This is a genomic window from Thermodesulforhabdaceae bacterium, from assembly GCA_037482015.1.
Classification (GTDB): Bacteria; Desulfobacterota; Syntrophobacteria; order Syntrophobacterales; family Thermodesulforhabdaceae; genus JAOACS01.
In genome coordinates, this window is the sequence record JBBFKT010000008.1 from 1 (window position 1) to 20,279 (window position 20,279).

The 20,279-nt window shown below is 45.1% G+C and carries 13 protein-coding genes; 12 read left to right on the plus strand and 1 reads right to left on the minus strand.

All coding sequences use genetic code 11. The features are described from left to right. Positions 1-47: 47 nt before the first annotated feature. Positions 48-2,105: a methyl-accepting chemotaxis protein gene (locus tag WHS38_09220; protein ID MEJ5301153.1), complete on the minus strand. Its 2,058-nt coding sequence runs from the start codon at positions 2,103-2,105 to the stop codon at positions 48-50. An 833-nt stretch (positions 2,106-2,938) separates the two neighbouring features. Here WHS38_09220 and WHS38_09225 point away from each other — a divergent pair. The 12 genes from WHS38_09225 (at position 2,939) to WHS38_09280 (ending at position 20,275) form a co-directional block, all read left to right on the plus strand. Then, the gene (locus tag WHS38_09225; protein MEJ5301154.1) at positions 2,939-5,401 is read left to right on the plus strand and encodes a glycosyltransferase; all 2,463 of its coding nucleotides are present in this window, start codon (positions 2,939-2,941) and stop codon (positions 5,399-5,401) included. A 59-nt stretch (positions 5,402-5,460) separates the two neighbouring features. Further along, entirely contained in the window at positions 5,461-7,269 is a 1,809-nt protein-coding gene (locus WHS38_09230; protein MEJ5301155.1) for a GNAT family N-acyltransferase, read from the plus strand. Between the two features lie 407 nt (positions 7,270-7,676). After that, positions 7,677-8,501, plus strand: a complete 825-nt coding sequence (locus tag WHS38_09235) for a substrate-binding domain-containing protein (GenBank protein MEJ5301156.1) — start codon at positions 7,677-7,679, stop codon at positions 8,499-8,501. Then, positions 8,498-9,211, plus strand: a complete 714-nt coding sequence (locus WHS38_09240) for an ABC transporter permease (GenBank protein ID MEJ5301157.1) — start codon at positions 8,498-8,500, stop codon at positions 9,209-9,211. Before WHS38_09235 ends, WHS38_09240 begins: the two co-directional genes overlap by 4 nt. Beyond that, the gene (locus WHS38_09245; protein ID MEJ5301158.1) at positions 9,202-9,870 is read left to right on the plus strand and encodes an ATP-binding cassette domain-containing protein; all 669 of its coding nucleotides are present in this window, start codon (positions 9,202-9,204) and stop codon (positions 9,868-9,870) included. Before WHS38_09240 ends, WHS38_09245 begins: the two co-directional genes overlap by 10 nt. A 152-nt stretch (positions 9,871-10,022) precedes the next feature. Next, positions 10,023-12,194: a glycogen debranching protein GlgX gene (gene glgX / locus WHS38_09250; protein MEJ5301159.1), complete on the plus strand. Its 2,172-nt coding sequence runs from the start codon at positions 10,023-10,025 to the stop codon at positions 12,192-12,194. Positions 12,195-12,370: 176 nt separating this feature from the next. Further along, entirely contained in the window at positions 12,371-14,269 is a 1,899-nt protein-coding gene (gene glgB / locus WHS38_09255) for a 1,4-alpha-glucan branching protein GlgB (protein MEJ5301160.1), read from the plus strand. Between the two features lie 102 nt (positions 14,270-14,371). Continuing rightward, positions 14,372-16,705, plus strand: a complete 2,334-nt coding sequence (locus WHS38_09260) for a cysteine synthase (protein ID MEJ5301161.1) — start codon at positions 14,372-14,374, stop codon at positions 16,703-16,705. A 25-nt stretch (positions 16,706-16,730) separates the two neighbouring features. Continuing rightward, complete coding sequence (gene rlmN / locus WHS38_09265; protein MEJ5301162.1) at positions 16,731-17,810, plus strand: 23S rRNA (adenine(2503)-C(2))-methyltransferase RlmN; 1,080 nt, start codon at positions 16,731-16,733, stop codon at positions 17,808-17,810. A 76-nt stretch (positions 17,811-17,886) separates the two neighbouring features. Next, on the plus strand, positions 17,887-18,279 hold the full coding sequence (hisI, locus tag WHS38_09270; GenBank protein MEJ5301163.1) for a phosphoribosyl-AMP cyclohydrolase: 393 nt from the start codon (positions 17,887-17,889) through the stop codon (positions 18,277-18,279). Continuing rightward, positions 18,276-19,148, plus strand: coding sequence for an ATP phosphoribosyltransferase (hisG, locus tag WHS38_09275; protein MEJ5301164.1), 873 nt, complete (start codon positions 18,276-18,278; stop codon positions 19,146-19,148). The genes hisI and hisG overlap by 4 nt, the downstream gene beginning before the upstream one ends. A 119-nt stretch (positions 19,149-19,267) precedes the next feature. Then, positions 19,268-20,275, plus strand: a complete 1,008-nt coding sequence (locus tag WHS38_09280) for a tetratricopeptide repeat protein (GenBank protein ID MEJ5301165.1) — start codon at positions 19,268-19,270, stop codon at positions 20,273-20,275. The last annotated feature ends 4 nt before the right edge of the window (positions 20,276-20,279 follow it).

Consider the following 20,279-nt stretch of genomic DNA (forward strand, 5'->3'; position numbering starts at 1 on the left):
TCGGATCAACTTGAAACGAATCTCCCCTGCTTTTATCTCTCAGTTAGCTAGGTTGCACTACTTTTGAACATGAGCCACAATGTTTTATTCGAAATTGGAACTGTTTTTTCAGATTTTTCTGGAAGCAGGGATGTCTTACCGTTTCCCGATGACTTGCCGTTTCCTGATGATGGAACCAGAGCCACGGCACCGATTTTTTCAAGCTGGAGTTTTTCTTGTGGAATTTGAGAAACATCAATTGTCTTCTTCCTTAAAAAGATCTTTCCTGATCCGTTCTGTTTCTGATTTTCAACCAGAGCCGCCAGTTCTTTTAAGCCCAGTCGAATCTGCTCCGCCTGTCTGTTGAGTTCTTCAGCTTCCGAAGCCGATTCTTCAGCACTGGACGCATTTTTCTGTATCACCTTGTCTATTTCAGCTACAGCTCGGTTTATTTGCTCTATGCCTTGAGCTTGTTCACTGCTGGCAGCGGCAATTTCGCTTACCAGTTCTCTGACTTTGACTACACTTTCGTGAACTTGAGTAAAAGCCAGGTTGGTGGATTCCGTAAGATCCGCTCCATGTTTGACGCGATTCACCGTGTCTTCTATGATCTGTTCCGTGCTCCTGGCGGCTTCAGCAGCACGCATGGCTAGATTTCTAACTTCATCGGCCACGACAGCAAATCCTGCTCCAGCCTCACCAGCTCTGTCGGCTTCTACGGCGGCATTAAGGGCTAGCAGGTTAGTTTGAAAGGCAATTTCGTCGATATTCTTTATGATCTTTTTGGTTTCTTCGCTGGATCGCTTGATTTCTTGTATGGAGTTCAACAGTTCCTCCATGGTGTTCTTCGCCTGTTCGGCGATTCTGGCAACCTGTTTTACCAGGTCAGCAACTTGAGCAGCATTGTGGGCATTCTGGCGTGTTATTGAGGCCATCTCTTCCGACGCTGACGAGGTTTGTTCAATGCTGGCCGCCTGCTGAAACGCTCCTTCGGCTAGCTGCTGACTTTTTGATGCTACCTGTTCCGCCGCCAGGGCCACTTGTTCGGAACTCTGCAACATTTCAGCGATAGATTTTCGAAGCACGCCATTAAGGCGACGGATGGTTAAGGTAATGAATACCCCTAGAATTGCAGCTAGAATCAAACCAGCCATAGTTACAACGGTCATTATTTTTTGCGTGTGTAACGCAAAAGAACTCGCTTCGTTGGCAGCGTTTTTTCCTGCTTTTTTGTTAATTTCAACCACTTTAGCCAGAAGTGACATGACCCCGTTTTGTGCTTCCAAAACTGGCCCTAAAATCTGCTCTTGTAAGTTTTGCATTGTTCTATGAGCTTCGTCAGCTATAGCTTCGATGGCATGAAGATTCCTAAAAACCTTTTTACTCGCTCCACGAAACTGATTATCCAACACAAGGTGTGCTTCTTCAATCCGACCTGATGCCACGAGTTCCTTAATATTTCGAACTGCTTCATGGAACTGTCGATGTGGTTCAGCCACCCGACTCACAATGCTTTTCAGTTCCGGATTATCGGTCTTAAAGGTCGAAAGCCATTGTCCAAACCAGCATGATGTGTGGTCTTCTTTCCCTTCAAAGACTTCTCCGGTCATAATCATCTGTAAAACCATGGATTCGAGCTTGTAGTGATCCGATATAAAGGCAATAATATCTTGTTTCAACATGTCGGGATCCTGAATACCCAGACTGTCAAAGTGTTGAGCCATAGCAATAGCCTTGTCATTTTCTGCCTTCCAGGTATCTAAAGCCGCCCTAAATTGTTTCCATATCTCTGCCTCTTCGGAGGTTTTGGGTAGAAGTTCGTAGGCTTTCATGGCTTCTCGATACATTTCTCTTGCCCTGGCAATTCTGTCATACTGTGCTTTTCGAGTTTCTCTATCAAGATCCGGTATGGCCAGAGTCGAAAGGCTTCCGCTGATCCTTTCCAGATGTTGGGCAATGGTGAGAGTCGTATCCACGCTGGGAAGTCGGATATGTCCCACTTCTTCCAGGGCTATAACACTGCGTCGCGCCGCCTGGTAACCCATAATCCCCAAAACAACTAAGGCCATAGCAAGAACCGTAAAGCTCACGGCCAGGCTTTTTCCAATCGACCAGTGTCTACTCATGTTGCTTTCCTCCTTTAGTCCTGTAAAACGTCTTTATTTTATGATTCTTCCTGTGTGAATTTTGGCTAATCTTTGTGAAAAATTCATATTTGCTTTGCGTATCGTCACAGTTCAGGGTGATCTAGATATAATTTTTTAACTTGCGTTTTTCCTGGAAAAATATTTAGAGCGCTGATGAACTCCCATAATCTACGGGAAAATAGATCGGAACAATTTGATATAATGGGAGTTGTTTTAGCATAGAATACCTCCTGAATTTAGGCATGATTACTACCTAATTGATCTTGCAAAGCAATCGTTTAGCAACACTTTGTCTCATCAAGGATCATGCTGAGATTAAATAAGATTTGTTCCAACAATGTGATCGCTAAATGACATAATTAAGAAAACGAGATCATTCCATCCAGGAGCGCGCACGTGCCAGGCGCACTAGATTTGTAGGGGTGACGCATACATCGCCCCTACAACTTTTGAGCCTGTTGCCAGGACAACGCTGTATCGTTACAGGGGCTAAACCAAATTTTCAAAAACTTGATCAGAATCGTAAGCAAGCCCTAACCGGTAGGAATCAGAGAACGGATGGCGAGGACGCCGTCCATCCCAAGACGGCGGTAGGATATTGGGAGAGTCGCCGTCCTCGGTGACCGATACATAGGAAATTAACTCCCATCCTGGGTGACCTATGTATTGGAAGTTTTACGGTTCCTCGTGAACCTTAACCCACGAAAGTATTTTTAAGACGGTATTCGCCAAAATGTTAGCAAATCGACGCTTACGGGTAACCTTCCCGTGGAAAATGAGATCGGATGATAAACCAAAAATAGGGGGGCTTTATGAAAGGGGACTTACACGTGCACTCTAGATTTTCCACGAGGCCGTCTCAATGGATCTTACAAAAGATCGGTTGTCCCGAGAGCTTTACTCAACCCAAAGACATATATCGCATAGCTAAAAATAAGGGGATGGATATCGTGACCATTACTGATCACAACACCATCGCCGGTGCTGAGGAAATCGCTCATTTGCCCGGCGTTTTCGTAAGTGAGGAGATTACCACATATTTCCCCGAAGACAGGTGTAAAGTCCATGTGTTGGCTTTCAACATTTCAAGTTCCCAACACGAAGATATCCAAAAAATACGGCAAAACATTTACGACCTGGTAGTATATTTAAGACAACAAAAGATTGTTCATGTTGTAGCCCATCCGCTCTTCAGTATAAATGGTAGGCTGACCATTGAACATTTCGAAAAGATGCTTCTTCTCTTTAGTGGTTTCGAATTAAATGGATCAAGAAACGACCACCAGAACCAGGTATTGCGAGCACTTATACCCAACATAACTAGTAAGAGCCTTAAGCGCCTTGCAGAGAAGCACGACAATATTCCTGTTTCATTGGATTTTGGTCGCAAATGGCTCATCAGCGGATCTGATGACCATAGCTCATTTAACATAGGACGATATTGGACATCTGTCCCTGATGCTTCCGATGTGCCTTCATTTTTAAAAGGACTTCTCGAAGGAAAAGCTCTTACCGATGGGACGCCATCCACCCCTCTTACCATGGCGCATAATTTATACGGTATTGCCTATCAGTATTATCGAGAACGTTTTCAAATAGCTAAACATGTTCATAAGGACATTCTTCTTCAATTCCTGGAACGCGTTCTTGATCTGAATCGCGAGTCTATTCCCAAACCATGGTCCAGTCGCTTTTACAACGTGGCACGTTCGATGCATTTATGGCCTCGGCAAGATCCCCCTGAAAAGGAACTGCCCCCCATAAAAGCGATATGGAAAATGTCACAAACCTTGTTAGCTCAAGACAGACAGCTTTTGACAGTTGTAGCAGGAAACAAAAAACTTTCCGAAACTGCAGCCGAAAAGGCGTGGAGTCGTTTCTTGGAACGCGCCAGCAATGCCCTGCTGGTGCATTTGTTTACTCAGATAAGCCATCAGTGGAATAACGCCAACGTTTTTGACATCTTTGGCACCCTTGGCTCTGCTGGAGCTCTCTACACTCTTATGGCTCCCTACTTTGCAGCCTTTTCCTATTTCACTAAGGACAAAATCATCTCCAGAGAGGTTGCTCGTCACTTCGATGTGTCCAACGTGACAATCCCGATGGACAACAAACTTTCTGTTGCCCATTTCTCCGATACTTTGCTTCAGGTGAACGGAGTTGCAAAAACGCTCCTTCAGCAACTACGTGTAGCCCGAAGCCTCGGTAAACAGCTTGTCTTGATAACATCAGAGGATGCAGAGGAAGAGATTCCTTCGGGAGTTGTCAATTTCAAGCCCATTGGTCGCTATACTATACCTGAATATCCTGAGCTTTCTCTAAATATTCCACCCTTTCTACAACTCCTATCCTACTGCTATGAACAAAACTTCACTCAAATACATGTTGCCACTCCTGGTCCAATGGGTCTGGCAGCTTTAGCCGTGGCTCGCATTCTGTCGATTCCTATTGTGGCTACCTACCATACCGCCTTGCCCGAATATGTGTTCCGCCTAACTGAGGATGAAGTTTTAGAATCAATTACACGGCGCTATATAATGTGGTTTTATAACCAGATGGATCGTGTCTATGTGCCGTCCAGTGCTACAGCTCGAGAACTCATAAATCAAGGACTTCCACAAGACAAAATTTTAATATATCCCCGAGGTGTTGACATCCGTAGATTCAGTCCGGAGAAATATTCTCCCAGATTTCGCTTGCAGCATCAACTCGATGGCAAAGCAGCAGCCCTTTATGTAGGACGTCTTTCTAAAGAAAAAGATCTGGATATCCTGTGCCGAGCATTCCGCCGTCTTCATGAAAAGGAACCCAAAACGGCATTAGTAATTGTAGGTGACGGACCCTATCGAAGCGAAATGGAGAAGATGCTCTCGGGCACTCATGCTGTCTTTACGGGTTACCTTACCGGAGATGCTCTCTATGAAGCCTATGCGTCATGCGATTTTTTCGTTTTCCCCAGCACGACCGACACTTTTGGGAATGTGGTTCTGGAAGCGCAAGCCAGTGGTCTTCCGGTAATTGTAAGTGACCGTGGAGGACCTCAGGAGAACATTATTCCGGGGCGCACTGGTTGGATTTTCCCCGGGAGAGATGAAGATAGCTTACTTCAAATAATGGAAAAAATGTGCCTGGATGTTTCGATACGTTCTCAGATGGGCAAGGAAGCCAGAAAAAATGCTGAAGGAAGAGCTTTTGAAGCGGCTTTTCAAGCTACGTGGCAATTATATGCCGAACCCTTTGACAAAAAAGAGGAACAATTTTCGGAAGCCGTATAGGGGCAAGTAAACAGATCGACAGTGAACTTGTAATAAGGAGATATAAACACGAGGTAAGTATGGACAAGATGAACTTTCAACTTCATTGGTTTTCCCAGGGTTCCCAATTGTGGAAACCGATCAGGCAGTGTTTGGGAAAATTTATGGCATTGGAAAAACTGGAACATACTTATAAAAGTTTGGTCCCTGCACCAAGTATTGAAAATTTCTTGAAAGATCTCGTGGATAGACTGGGAATTCGACCACTTGTTCAAGGCGATGTTGAAGCTATCCCTGCAAAGGAACCTCTGATTGTGGTGGCTAATCACCCCTTTGGAGGATTGGAGGGAATTTTAGCAGCCAAAATCCTTTTGACTGTCCGATCTGATGTGAAGATTATGGCAAACTTCCTTCTGGAACGAATTCCCGAGATGAATTCCTTGATATTCGGTGTAGACCCCTTCGGGCGCAAAGAATCCCGAGATAGAAATATCCTTCCTTTAAGGCGATGTTTAGAGTGGATTCAAAAAGGAGGTGTCCTGGTTGTTTTCCCATCAGGAACCGTTTCCCATTTTCATCTTCGTAACTTAGCCGTTCTGGATCCACCATGGAATTCCACCGTTGGACGTCTTGTCCTGAGAACGCAGTGTTCCGTGCTACCGATGCATTTTAACGGTTCAAATAGTTTATCCTTCCATCTTTTGGGTCTCCTGCATCCAAACTTTAGAACGCTTTTATTGCCTCGAGAGTTACAAAATAAAATCGGTCGAACTATTCACATTACCATCGGTAAAAAAATTCCTTTTGAAGAACTGACAAAAATAGGATCGGCTGAGGGAATCACGGAATATCTCCGAGCATCTACCTATGCTTTAGGCCTGTCCCAGGTCAACCATCGATCCAAAATATTTTTTTTAAGAACAGGATGGATGTCTCGTCGTGGAAAATCAAAACAAAAATGTCAGCCCATTTCCAATGCTATACCCGAAACACTCGTTGAAAAGGAAGTGGAAGATTTACCCACTGATCAGTGTCTTTTTACCAGTGGACATTACAAAATCTTCTGGGCTTCAGCATCTCAAATACCCAATCTTCTACTCGAAATTGGTCGGTTGAGGGAAATTACGTTTCGGACTGCAGGGGAAGGGAGTGGAAAATCGGTGGATCTGGACCGCTTCGACCTTTATTACGACCATTTATTCGTATGGAATCAAAAGACTCGCGAAGTCGTGGGTGCTTACCGTATAGGACGGGGAGATGTTATCTTGGACCAGCGAGGTCTCAAAGGGTTTTATACTCAAACCCTCTTTCGATATGATCAGGGTATTGAACCACTTTTGGAAAAGAGCCTGGAACTGGGACGGTCCTTTGTTAGACCAGAATATCAAAAAGAATATGTTCCCTTATGGTTCCTGTGGAGAGGTATTGGTCGATATGTGTCATTACACGGACATTACAGATATCTAATTGGACCAGTAAGCATAAGTGACAAATATCATACTCTGAGTCGCCACCTAATTGTTATGTATCTACGCCACCATCATTTTAGTAAAGAATGGGGAGCCTGGGTGCGACCACGCCGACCCTGGCGCTATGTGGCTCCAAAACCATGGGATATTAATCTACTGTGCAATCACATCACTGATATGGATTTATTAGGCAAACTCGTAAGCACCATTGAAGGAAACTCCCGGGCAATACCTGTATTACTTCGCCATTACATCAAACTGGGCGGGAAAGTGTTAAGCTTCAGTGTGGATCCCAAATTTTCCAATGTGCTGGATACACTCATTCTGGTGAACCTATCTCTTGTGGAGCCTTCTTTTTTAGAAAAAACCATGGGACGAGAAGAAGCCCATAAGTTTCTATTACTTCATCAAAATGCCTAGACGATTATCAGGTAAGTGTAAACATCATTCGTAAAATACTATGGAGATAAACACACCAGCAACAATCAATAAGAAACTAAAGGTATTCAAAAATTACTAGCTTCCCTTTTCGGAAGAACTTTCCGGGATAGAAAGATAGTAAACGGCTGTTGAAAAGGCAACGCATGCGTCGCCCATACATTATTTGGTGAATCACATATTGATTCGTTTACTGGCTATCTATGTCTGAGAAGGTCTTCCAAGTTGAGTTCCATCCATGTGTTTTCCATTTACTTTACCACCCAATAAAGGAAGTTTTAGAACTGTCCTACACCTTCTTTGTGTAATGCCCTTAAGTAAAACTTGAGAACCTTAAAAGCCATTTCTATAATGCGGTCGAAACTACGAGCTACAGAAGAGGTAATACGATGAGAGTTCTAAAGATTCCGGGATTTGTATCATTATTTGCGTTGTTATTCTTTGTGAGTTTTTCGATGGCTCAAGATCGGGAAAAAGTTATTATCCTTGCCACCACAACCAGTGTGGAAAACTCAGGTTTGCTAAATCATATATTGCCCATTTTCGAAAATAGAACCGGAATTAAGGTCAAGGTCGTTGCGAGAGGAACCGGAGCAGCCATTGAGATGGGCAAAAGAGGGGACGCTGATGCGCTGTTTGTTCACGCAAAAGAGCTTGAATTGCAGGCTGTAAAAGAAGGATATTTCGTAAATAGACACGATGTCTGCTACAACGATTTTGTTATCATCGGACCAGAAAATGATCCGGCAAAAGTAAAAGAAGCCAAAACAGTCCAGGATGCATTCAAAAGCATTGTGTCATCCAGGAACCTTTTTGTATCGAGAGGGGATAAGTCTGGAACTCACATGAAAGAATTACAACTGTGGCAGGCGGTGGGAATTGATCCAAAAGGACAACCCTGGTATCTTGAAGCTGGACAAGGCATGGAAAAAACTTTGAGGATTGCAAACGAAAAAAGAGCCTACACTCTCACAGATAGAGGAACATGGCTTGCGATAAAGGACAATTTAGAGCTGGCAATTCTCTTTGAAGGCGATCCTGTTCTTTTTAATCAATACGGCGTAATGGCAGTAAATCCTGAAAAACACAAACACGTGAAATATAAAGAGGCTATGGAATTGATAAACTGGATAATATCGGAAGAGGGGCAGCAAGCCATAGCGTCTTTTAAGGATAAATCTGGAAATCAGTTGTTTATTCCAAATGCGAGATGAACTTTATACTGGAAGCCTTTAAGCAGGCATTTTACCTTATCCTGCACCTTGATAAAGAACTGCTGGACATAATAATCCTGTCCCTGAAAGTTTCGGGCACAGCTCTGGCAATAGCAACAGTCATGGGCGTTCCCGCAGGAACTGTGCTTGGACTAAAAAACTTTCCCGGTAGAAACTTTATCATAACTCTGCTTAACACCCTTATGGGACTTCCTCCCGTCGTGCTTGGATTGCTGCTGTATCTTTTGCTATCCCGAAGTGGTCCCCTTGGCTTTTTAAGACTTCTTTATACTCCCACAGCAATGGTAATCGCTCAAACAATTCTTGCCTTCCCCATCGTAGCGGCGCTTACCCATTCGGCTCTTGTAAAGATAGACCCTTCGGTAAAACTTGCAGCAAAAGCTCTTGGAGCCACATCTTTTCAAATAACCATGACAATGATAAAGGAAGCAAAATACGGCATAATGGCGGGTGTTTGTGCTGCTCTTGGAAGAGTAATGGCTGAAGTGGGGGCAATTCTGATAGTTGGAGGAAATATCGCCGGATACACGAGAGTAATCACAACAACCATCGCTCTTGAAACAGACAAGGGAAACTTTGAACTTGCAATGGCTCTTGGAATTATTCTTCTCACTATATCTTTTTTAATCAACATCGTTCTGTTTTCGGTCCAGAAAAAAGGCGCAACAGGAACTATCCAATGGCTTTAACTCTGACCATTGCGAACATCACAAAATTCTATAACGCCAGGATAGTGCTTGATGACTGCTCCTTTTCTTTTGAACAAAACAAAGTGTATGCCCTGATGGGACCAAATGGATCGGGAAAATCCACTCTTTTGAGAATATGCGCATTATTAGAAGCTCCCGATAGAGGCGACGTCATTTATCACGAAGACGGAAAAGCTCTGGAACCCGATTTGAATTTGAGAAGAAGAATAACGTTGCTTCTACCAAGTATCGGCATTTTTAATACAACGGTTTTCAATAATGTTGCTTACGGACTGAAGATAAGGAAATTAAAATCCAGGGAAATAAAAGAAAAAGTTGAGGAAGCTTTAGATTTCGTTGGGCTACTACACAAGAAAAATCAGAATGCTCTAACTCTTTCAAGCGGGGAAGCGAAGAGAATGGGCATTGCGAGAGCACTCGTCATACAGCCGGAAATTCTGTTTCTTGATGAACCAACGGCATTTGTTGATTACGAAAATACAGCAGCTATCGAAGATACTCTTATCGACTTAAAAGAAAAACTCAATTCAACAATTATCCTCGCAACCCACGATGCTCAGCTAGCAAAAAGAATCGGAGATGTTTATCTGTTTCTGGAAAAAGGCAAACTAAAATGCGAGCAAAATTTGCCTGCGTAAAACCAACTACTTTTAATGGGCTTGTATCTAGTCTTCACTGATTACCAACCTTCATTTATAACAATGCCTTTTGTTGAAACGCAATTTTTACTATAAATAACTGGCTGGGGACATTTCCCCGGCATACATATTTCCCCCGGAAGGAGCAACAATTGCGCATAAAAATTCCCAAAGATCTCACTGTATGCAAAGGAAACCCCTACCCTCTAGGTGCCACATGGGACGGCGAAGGGGTAAACTTCGCCATTTTTTCCGAAAATGCTGATAGGGTAGAATTGTGCCTTTTCGATTCTGTTACAGCATTCAAGGAATGTGTTCGTATTGAAATGCCCGAATACACTAACGGAGTATGGCATGTTTACCTTCCGGGTATAAGCCCTGGACAACTCTACGGCTATAGAGTTTACGGCCCTTACGATCCTTCAAAAGGCTTTCGATTCAACCCGGCTAAGGTTCTGGTAGATCCATACGCAAAGCTGGTGACCCGCACATCATCCTGGCACGAGACATGGTTTGGTTATCGCCCAGGAGTAAGCGATGCCGATCTGGTGCGTGACGATCGTGACAACGCTCCCTATGCGCCTTTAAGCGTTGTGGTTGACGATGCCTTTGATTGGGAAGGCGATAAACATCCTCAAATTCCATGGAATCAAACTATCATCTATGAAGCTCACGTCCGCGGCATGACAATGCTCCATCCCGAAATTCCTTCTGAACTTAGAGGCACCTTCCTGGGACTTTGCTCAGATCCAATCATAAAACATCTTAAGTCGCTTGGCATTACGGCAATTGAACTCATGCCCGTTCATCAGCATATTGACGAACAGCGACTCGTCCAGTTCGGACTAACCAACTACTGGGGCTATAACACTCTTTCCTACTTCGCTCCCGATATCCGTTTTGCCTGCCGATGCGATTCTTCAGATATTATCTCCGTCATAAGAGACTTTAAAACCATGGTAAAGACTTTTCACGATCACGGGATCGAAGTCATACTGGACGTAGTTTACAACCACACAGCCGAAGGAAACCATCTGGGACCAACTCTCTGCTACCGGGGCATCGACAACCCGACCTATTACCGCCTCAATGAAGAAAACAAGCGATTTTACGTTGATTTTACAGGCTGCGGAAACTCCCTTAATGTGGGTCACCCGCAAGTCCTCCAGCTAATCATGGACAGTTTGCGCTACTGGGTGCTGGAAATGCACGTTGATGGGTTCCGCTTCGATCTTGCCAGCGCTCTCGCAAGAGAACTTTACGAATTTGATCAACTTGCAACCTTTTTTACTCTCATTCAGCAGGATCCTGTCATATCACGAGTAAAGCTCATAGCAGAACCCTGGGACCTGGGCGAAGGTGGATATCAGGTAGGAAATTTCCCACCACTGTGGACTGAATGGAACGGAAAGTATCGAGACACGGTGCGAGCGATCTGGAATCTATCTCCTCATTCGCTCATGAACGAATTTGCTTTCAGAATAACAGGGAGTCCCGATCTTTACAACAAAAGTGGCAGAAAACCTCACGCAAGCATAAATTACGTCACCTGCCACGACGGTTTTACTCTGCAGGATCTTGTAAGCTACAACAGAAAACACAACGAAGCCAACAAAGAAGAAAATCGCGACGGGGAAAACAACAACATCAGCTACAACTTCGGAGTTGAAGGACCCACAACAAACCCGGAAATTCTTGAAAAGCGCTATCGTCAAAAAAGAAATCTTATTGCGACATTGATGTTTTCCATAGGCGTTCCGATGATCTCCGGTGGAGACGAACTCGGACGCACTCAGAAGGGAAACAACAACGCTTACTGCCAGGATAACATTATAAGCTGGTATCCATGGGAATTAAGCGACCGAGACAAAAGATTTCTTGAATTTGTAAAGGGAGTAATATCAATCCGGAAAAGCCAGCCGGTTTTCCACAGATCCAACTTCTTCCGGGGAAGACCTATTCATGCGTCCAGATATAAAGACATTACGTGGTTCACTCCCAATGGGATTGAGATGTCGCCAGAAGACTGGTCAAACTTCAATATGGAATCCATTGGAGTTGTTCTGGGCGGGGACGCCATAGATGAAATAGACGAATGCGGCAAAACCATCACGGGTGATACAGTGCTTATGCTGTTTAACTTCAACCGTGAAACTGCTCAGCCTTTTACACTGCCATTTTACAATCAGGGAAAAACCCATCTGTGGGAACTTCTTATTGACACAACATACGAGATTATCCCTCCAGAGGAAAAACAATGGTGGGAAGCCGGACAAATTTATGAACTTTCTCCAATGAACTTTACTCTTTTTAGACGTGGATAAAAATACAAAAGGAGGATTTTCAAAACTTACTATCATGTGGGAAACACGAAATTTCGCTTTACTTCCTTACTCTAATACAAGGTAAACTGAATGGTGTGCTTTCAAAAGGGCTCACAACAGTGCAGCCTACAAACCTTGTTCGAACATCCTCACATAAAGAAGGGGAAATGGATAATATGAAGCAACATCAGCCAGAAGCTTTCTTAACTGATTACGAGCTTTATCTTTTCGGAGAAGGAACTTACTACCGAGCCTGGGAAAAGATGGGCTCACATGAAATTGAACTGGACGGCGTGCCGGGAACTCGCTTTGCCGTATGGGCTCCCAACGCCGAATATGTTTCCGTGGTTGGAGACTTCAACAACTGGAATGAAGAAGCAAACCCTCTTAACTGCTGTGGAAATTCTGGTGTGTGGGAAGGTTTTATCCCGGGAGTTCGTTCAGGAAGCCGCTACAAATACGCCATTCGGTCGCAATATAATGGCTATCGAGTATGGAAGGCAGATCCTTTTGCTTTTTATGCAGAAACTCCTCCGAAAACGGCCTCCATTGTTTGGAATGTTTCAGGTTATGAATGGCACGACGAAGAATGGATGGCAACACGCCATCTGAAAAACCATCACGAAGCTCCAATAACCATTTACGAAGTTCATCTGGGCTCCTGGAAAAAGGGACTTTCTTATCGTGAGCTGGCTCACCAGCTCGCCGAATATGTTTCTTCCATGGGGTTTACTCATGTGGAATTCCTCCCGCCCATGGAACACCCATTTAACGGTTCCTGGGGATATCAGGTTACTGGCTATTTTGCGCCCACAAGTCGCTTTGGCACACCACAGGATTTTATGTATCTTGTGGACGTCTTACATCAGCACAACATCGGTGTCATCATCGACTGGGTGCCAGCTCATTTCCCTCGAGACGAACACGGGCTTGGTTATTTTGATGGAACTCATCTCTACGAGCATGCCGACCCCCGCAAAGGTATCCATCCTGACTGGAACACTTTTATTTTTAACTACGGAAGAAACGAAGTGCGGTGCTTTCTTCTCTCCAATGCTCTCTTCTGGTGCGAAGTTTATCACGTGGATGGATTGAGAGTAGATGCCGTAGCGTCGATGCTTTACCTTGACTACTCTCGTAAAGAGGGCGAATGGATTCCCAATCAGTTCGGCGGCAGAGAAAACCTCGAAGCTATAGATTTCCTGAAAAAATTTAATGAACTCATATACGGCAACTGCCCGGGAGCAATGACCATTGCGGAAGAATCAACCGCCTGGCCCATGGTTTCTCGCCCCACTTACATCGGCGGGCTTGGCTTTGGTTTTAAGTGGAACATGGGCTGGATGCATGACACTCTACTTTATATGTCCAAAGACCCAATCCACAAAAAATACCACCACAACAACCTGACCTTCAGTTTGCTTTACGCCTTCCACGAAAACTTCATACTTCCCTTTTCTCACGATGAAGTCACTCACGGCAAGGGATCTCTCATAGGCAAGATGCCCGGAGATTACTGGCAGAAGTTCGCAAACCTGCGAGCGCTCTACGGCTATATGTATGCTCATCCCGGAAAAAAACTTCTTTTTATGGGAGCAGAACTTGCTCAATGGTATGAGTGGAACCACGATGCGGAGCTGGACTGGGTTCTTCTCGATTTTCCTTCCCACCGCGGCATCCAGCTCTGGCTTAAGGATCTAAACAATCTCATCAGACAGGAGCCGGCTCTTTACGAACTGGACGGATCTTACGAAGGTTTTCGATGGATTGACTGTAACGACAGCGACCAGAGCACTCTCAGCTTCATCCGCATGGCAAAAAACAGAGAAGATATAATACTTTGCGTCTTTAATTTTACACCCGTTCCGCGTGATCCTTTCATAGTGGGAGTTCCAAGGAAGGGATTCTGGCGAGAAATCTTAAACAGCGACAGCAGCTACTATGGAGGAAGCGACATGGGAAACGGGGGAGGGTTGATGGCGCAGGAAATTCCGTGGCACGGCCTGCCCTACTCTATTAAAATGACCTTGCCGCCTCTTTCGGCATCTTTCTTCAAGTGGATCCGATCCTCTTAGTTTTAAGTTTTAGAACTGGGGGTTGGGAATCAGGAATTTGTAAAAGATCACGCACGGTATGCTGTGTCTTTACGTTGTAGAAGGAGATGGAAGGAAAAAGCGATGGGAAAGAATGTTTTCAACAACGTGCTGGAAGCAATTGGAAACACACCGCTTATAAAAATAAACAGGCTCAATCCTAACCCTAACGTAACGATCTACGTCAAATGGGAGGCGAAAAACCCTGGGGGGTCTATAAAGGATAGAGCGGCTCTTTCCATGATAGAAGATGCGGAGCGAAAAGGACTTCTTACAAAAGACAAAATCATAATTGAAGCCACAAGTGGAAATACCGGTATAGGGCTTGCTGTGGTTGCGGCGGTGAAAGGTTATCGTCTGATCCTTGCCATGCCGGAAACGGCAAGCCTCGAGAGGCAGAAAATCCTTAGAGCTCTCGGGGCAGAACTGCTACTTACTCCCGGAAACCTTGGAACCGACGGAGCCATAGAAGAGGTCTATCGCCTGGTCAGGGAAAACCCAGATAGATACTTTATGCCGGATCAGTTTAATAATCCCGCCAACCCCGAAGCTCATTATCTTTGGACAGGACCGGAAATTTACGAACAGACCGACGGCAAGGTCAACGTAGTCGTGGCAACTCTGGGAACATCCGGAACGGCCATGGGGCTTGCCAGAGCATTGAAAGAAAGAAACCCGGCAATTGAGATAGTTGCGGTTGAGCCTTACATGGGGCACAAGATCCAGGGACTTAAAAACATGAAGGAATCCTATGTGCCCGGCATATACAATCCGCAGTGTCTCGATCGAATTATGCACATTGGGGATGATGAAGCTTTTGAAATGGCCAGGCGGCTTGCAAGAGAAGAAGGCATCTTTGCCGGGATGAGTTCAGGGGCGGCAATGGCTGCTGCGGTAAGAATCGCAAAGGAGCGGAAAGAGGGAATCATAGTGGCTATCATCCCGGATGGAGGAGATCGCTACCTGAGCACCAATCTGTTTACGGTGATGATCGAACCTGATTTTAAATTCTACGATTACCTGTCTCGCCAGAAAAAACAAATTGTTCCGGTGGAGGAAGGAAAGATCAGATTGTTTATCACTGGACCGCCTCTGGATTCGCCGTTAAATCTCAAGGAAGCGCGGCGTCTCTTTGTGGCGGATTTGCTGGTGAGGTTCCTACAGTTTAAGCAGTTTACCGTGCATCCTGTTATTGTTCTTCCGGATTTTGACAGTCGCACCATTACGGGTTCTGTAAACGCAAACGTGGAACTTCCTCAGTATGTGAAAAAGAAGATGGAAGAACTGGCGGATCTTTTCAAGCGATTCTCAATGGACTCCAGCTACCATTTTGTAAAGATGTCCGATCTAGAAGAAACAATGATTGAACACGTAAAAACCCTTATAGCCCGAAAAGTAGCATATGAAAAACTCAGGTCGGTTTATTTTGATGTCTCTCAAGCCGCCCGCTATGGAGAACTGGCTCACATTGACATAAGCAGACTTTACCCCGGAAAAACGGTTGATCTCTCGCGATACGAAAAACTAAGCCCGCAGGATTTTGCTCTCTTCAAGAGAGCCACCCTTTCCGAATTGAAACGGGGAGTTTATATGAAAACCCTCTGGGGTAGTGTTATTCCAACCTGGCACATAGCTGTAGCCACAGCAGCAATGGGACAAAGCAGAAGCGGATCAAAGCCCGCCGTGGACATATATCTTAGCAGTATAGAATTTCTCTTTCCTCATCTTGAAAACGTCAGAGCCATAGTGGAAGCGCTGGGAGCAAAAGACCTCACTCAGGTATGGCTTATCTGCGAACAATGCTGGACTAGCAGAGACTGCCCAGCGGAAGAAATATGCGAAGACACTTCTCTGGAGCAACTCATCCAGGAAGGATACAAACCGGAAGAAATTCGATACTTCGTTCTTACAACCCACTACCGAAAGCCGCTTCATGCATCAAGAAAAGAGCTGGATGGAGCCATCAAGGGCTTCCAGCGCATCAGGCGCTTCCTTGCGCGAGTCCACAATGCGCCGATAAACGAAAGGAAAGAAGCCGGTTCTATCGCCGACGATCTCTATGCTGTTGAACAGGGATTCATCTCGGCGCTGGCGGACGATTTGAACATACCACAGGCAATGGCGGAAGTTTTTGCTTTCATTCGAAAGGTAAATCCCAGACTTGATACAGAAGGATTGCAGGAAAGCGACAAAACCGACCTGTTAGCCGTATTCGGAAAGATTAACCAGATCCTAGGTGGAATCTTTTCACGGGATATTGAACCGTTGAGCGAAGAAGAAAAAAGACTTATAGAAGAACGTGAAAAAGCACGCCGGGATGGTTTGTGGGAGCGAGCCGATGAAATAAGAAATGAGATTCTCTCAAGGGGGATTAAACTCTTGGACACGCCTAAAGGCACAATCTGGGAGAGACTATAAAAGGCAAGACTCAGGGTAACAGTAAATGAACAAAGTGCACTTAAAAGATTTTACTTTGAGCGAACTCGAAAAGTGGGTTCAGTCTATTGGTGAAAGGACTTTTAGAGCCAGACAGATATTTCATCATCTTTACGTCCGGCATGTTAATTCCTGGGGTCAGTGTACCGATTTAAGCAGAACTTTTCGGATCAAACTGGAACAGGCGTGCATTATAAATACTCTTTCTCTCACTTCACGTCTTGTCTCCTCGGATGGAACAGAAAAATTCGTCTTCCGCCTTCCTGATGGTCATGCAGTGGAAACCGTTCTGATTCCCGACCCGCCGCGGTTTACTCTGTGTGTTTCCTCTCAGGTAGGCTGTCCTTTGAAATGCCGCTTTTGCTACACAGGAAGCCTGGGATTCAAGAGAAATCTCACCGCTGGGGAAATCGTCGATCAATACGTTCAGGTGCAACAGCTAATTGGATCCCAGCGAAGAATCACAAACATTGTTTTCATGGGTATGGGAGAACCACTCCTTAACGAAGATGCGGTTTACAAAGCTTTATCGATTTTGCTTGATTCCCACGGTGTTAACTTATCCCACAGAAGAATAACAGTCTCGACAGTGGGAATCGTTCCCGCTATGGAAAGACTTGGAGAACGCTTCCCGGTAAACCTTGCAATAAGCCTACATGCACCCAGAAACGACCTCAGAACCTCTATAATGCCGATCAACTCAACTTATCCCTTAGAAAAAGTGCTAGAAGCCTGTGTGAGGTTTCCTCTTCCACCGAGAAAGCGAATCACCTTTGAATACGTCCTTATTGAAGGTGTAAACGACGGCTCGAGGGAAGCTCGAGAATTGATAGAACTTCTTCGCCCAGTCAGGTGCAAAATAAACCTCATACCCTACAACCCCCATGAAGGATCTCCCTACAGGAGACCGTCGGATAAGGCTATTGCTGAATTTCAGTCTATGTTGCAGAACGCTCACATGACTGCTACGGTGAGAGAAAGCAGAGGAGCGGACATTCACGCTGCCTGTGGTCAGCTTGCTGGATCACTTGCAAAGAATGAATCTCTAGCGGTGGAAACACTCAAAAAAGATGGTGGTCGAGCATAATTTTTTATATAGTTACCATATTGGACGGGCATTAGTATTATGCTGTGCTCTACCCCTCTAAGAGGAGTAAAAACCAATGAGCGAAAACAGAACAGTTGAGCCAGACTTTGCAAAAGGCGGTGGATTGCTTCCGGTTATCGTTCAGGATGTTGAAACCGGTTCCGTTCTCATGCTAGCTTACATGAATGAAGAAGCCTGGAAAAAGACGCTGGAAACTGGAAAGGCTCACTACTGGAGCCGCTCTCGAAAAAAAATCTGGCTAAAAGGTGAAACTTCAGGGCATACTCAGGATGTGGTTGAAATATTGATTGATTGCGACGAAGATACCATTCTACTTAAGGTGCACCAGCGGGGAGGTGCCGCCTGTCACACAGGTTACAGAAGCTGCTTTTACAGAAAGATAGCCGGAAACCAGTGTGTAATTGTAGAACCCCGCATATTTGATCCAGAGGAGGTTTATAAGAAGTGAAGCAATTGGTTTTGGGAATACCCAAAGGAAGCCTTCAGGAAGCAACTTTACGGCTTTTCAAAAATTCGGGATGGAACATTACCATCTCTGAGCGGAGTTACTTTCCAGAGATTAACGATCCTGAGATTAGCTGTGCGATCTGTCGAGCTCAGGAAATGTCCCGCTATGTGGAAAATGGAACCTTTGACGCCGGGATTACCGGAAAAGACTGGATTCTGGAAAACAACTCCGATGTGGTGGTAGTAGCAGATCTTGTCTATTCCAAAACCTCCAACAAACCAACTCGATGGGTTGTTGCCGTGCCCTTCGATTCCCCCATAAGGGACATAAAGGACCTGGAAGGAAAGAAGGTTGCAACAGAACTTCTTCAGTTCACAAAAAGATATTTTGCGGAAGCAGGTATCAATGTGAATGTGGAATTTTCCTGGGGAGCAACAGAAGCTAAAGTCATAGCTGGGCTGTGCGATGCGATTGTGGAAGTGACTGAGACGGGAAGCACTATGAGAGCCAACGGATTACGGATAATTAAGGAACTCATGGTGTCAAACCCTCAACTCATTGCTAACAAAAAAGCCTGGGAAGACGAATGGAAGCGAGACAAGATCCAACAGATCGCTACTCTTCTTCAGGGAGCTCTTAAAGCTGATGAATTTGTCGGGCTCAAGATGAACGTTCCTGAAAAAAACGTCGTTCAGGTGATGGAAATACTGCCCAGCATTACATCTCCCACTGTGTCTGTGCTCTACAACAGCGACTGGTTTTCTGTGGAAGTGGTGGTTTCAAAAAAGGTAGTTCGAGACCTAATACCTCAGCTCATCAAAAGAGGTGCAGAGGGCATTATTGAATATCCTCTAAACAAAGTAATTTAGCGAGAATTCCTTACTCTCCCCTCGCCTGAGGGGGGATGTAAAGGAACTTCCACTTTGATTCACGCATGGATAACCAGACGCCGGTTGTATTATCAAAAAAACTGTAGGGGCACGTTAATATGAAGGAAAGAGTGCAGAGCATAACCACATCCTGGATACAATCAAACAGTTTGGTAAGGAAGGGGGCACGGCGTGTCGCAGTTTTAAGAAATGCCCTGCCCTTGCTGTCAATCATTGTTTTTGCTCTCATCTCCTGCACTCCACAACACCCCCCTGTTCAGCAACCGGATAAAGCCCAGGACGGGGCAACTCACTCACTTTCTCCCCAAACTCAAAGACAGGCTCCCAGACCACCATCACCAGCACCAGCCCCTGCAGAAAGAATCGAAGGACCTGAATCCGCTACCATTCCGCAGCGTCTTTCCGGATCTCCTGAAGAACTCAAAGCCATGGGACAAAACTATCTTGCGGCGGGCAACATCGGAATGGCTTTGAGGTATCTCAAGGCGGCGGAAGCTCGTCGTCCCAAGGATCCTCAACTTCTTTACGAAATCGCTCTTGCCTACCAGAGGAGAGGCTTTAGAGATCAAACGAAGGAATACCTTCAGAAGGCTCTAGCCGTTCAACCTGACTATGCCGAAGCCAGTAACGCACTTGGAGCTATTCTCGCAGAAGAAGGCAGATTTGAAGAGGCTCGCAAAGCTTTCGAAAAGGCATTAAACAATCCCTATTATGAAACTCCCCAACTGGCGGCTTACAATCTTGGAAGCCTCTTTTATCGCATGGGTAAATATGAGGAAGCCAAAAAATATTATCAGCAAGCCATAGAACTTTCCCCAAACTATGCCGCCGCTCACCTTGAATTGGCAAGAACACTTGAAGCTCTTGGCGATAATGCGAAAGCCCTGGACGAATACAAGGAAGCTCTACAGTATGATCCTGACTCCGTTATGGCAAATTTCGGCTACGGAAGATTGCTTTACCAGCACGGGGACTACGTTGCTGCGAAGTATTACCTTGAACGAGTCACCAAACTAGCCCCAGACACGCCAACGGCTAAAGCTGCTCTTGATTACCTCAGCAATATGGAAACTCCAGGCAGAACAAGAAAAACAATCGGGAGATAGGAAA